The 464-nt window shown below is 63.1% G+C and carries 1 protein-coding gene; it reads right to left on the reverse strand.

The annotated features are described in order from the left end of the window. Positions 1-2: 2 nt before the first annotated feature. On the reverse strand, positions 3-464 hold a 462-nt coding region (locus EN969_RS34815), incomplete at its 5' end, for a LysE family translocator (protein WP_164758833.1).

Below are 464 nucleotides of genomic sequence, written 5' to 3' on the forward strand. Positions count from 1 at the left end.
CTCTATTGCCGAGCGGCAATCGCTGCAGCAGCACCGACCATGAAGCCGGCCGCCGTGCGGTTCAGCGCCTTGAGCGCGCGGGGCGATTTCAGAAACCAGCGCGCCTTGGCCGCCAGCGCCAGATACGGCACCAGCACCACCAACAGGACGACAACGGTCAGCGCGACGAGGATGCCGTAATCCGCCAGCGTGATGGTTTTCAGGTCGACGATGGTCGGCGTGATCGCGAGATAGAAGATCATCGTCTTCGGATTGCCGAGGGTAACGGTCAGGCCGGCGGCAAAGCTCGACAGCAAGCCGCCCTTGCCTTTTCCGGCCTCGACGGTCTCGGGCGTGATGCCGCTGTTCCAGAAGCGCCAGCCGAGAAAGGCGAGATAGGCGACGCCGAGCCATTTGATGGCCAGGAAAACCATGCCGAAGGATTGTGCGACGAAGGCGAGGCCAAGCACCACGGCGGTCAGATA

Origin of the sequence: Mesorhizobium sp. M7A.F.Ca.CA.003.01.2.1, assembly GCF_003998945.1 — a bacterium.
Classification (GTDB): domain Bacteria; phylum Pseudomonadota; class Alphaproteobacteria; order Rhizobiales; family Rhizobiaceae; genus Mesorhizobium; species Mesorhizobium ciceri.